Consider the following 425-nt stretch of genomic DNA (forward strand, 5'->3'; position numbering starts at 1 on the left):
GCCCACATCCGGCTTTTCAAACGCCGTCGGGACTTCCTGGTCATCCGGAATACCGTTCGGTGTGGTGGAGTGTTTTACCAGATAGCGCGCCACCGGACCGCCAATCAAGCCGCCCAGCACCAAACCGAACGTTGCACAGGCCATCGCCACTTCCGTCGCATTGGTGAAGCCATAACGTTCAATGAACAATTTACTCCATGCAGCTCCCGTACCGTGACCGCCGGAAAGCGTAATAGAACCGGCCAACAGCCCCATCAGCGGATCAAGCCCTAACAGGCTAGCCATACCAATGCCAATGGCATTTTGCATAACCAACAGACCAACAACCACAATCAGGAAGATGCCAACCACGCGCCCACCGGCACGCAGACTGGCAAGGTTGGCGTTCAAACCAATGGTGGCGAAGAAAGCCAGCATTAACGGAT

1 protein-coding gene is annotated in these 425 nt (G+C 55.5%); it reads right to left on the bottom strand.

Features of this window, described 5'->3' with window-relative positions; translation table 11 throughout:
- Nucleotides 1-425, bottom strand: a 425-nt coding sequence (locus tag GVL05_RS19885; protein ID WP_200849292.1) for a sodium/glutamate symporter, incomplete at both ends; no start/stop codon positions are given.

It is taken from the genome of Curtobacterium sp. 18060 (assembly GCF_902706105.1).
GTDB lineage: Bacteria > Actinomycetota > Actinomycetes > Actinomycetales > Microbacteriaceae > Curtobacterium.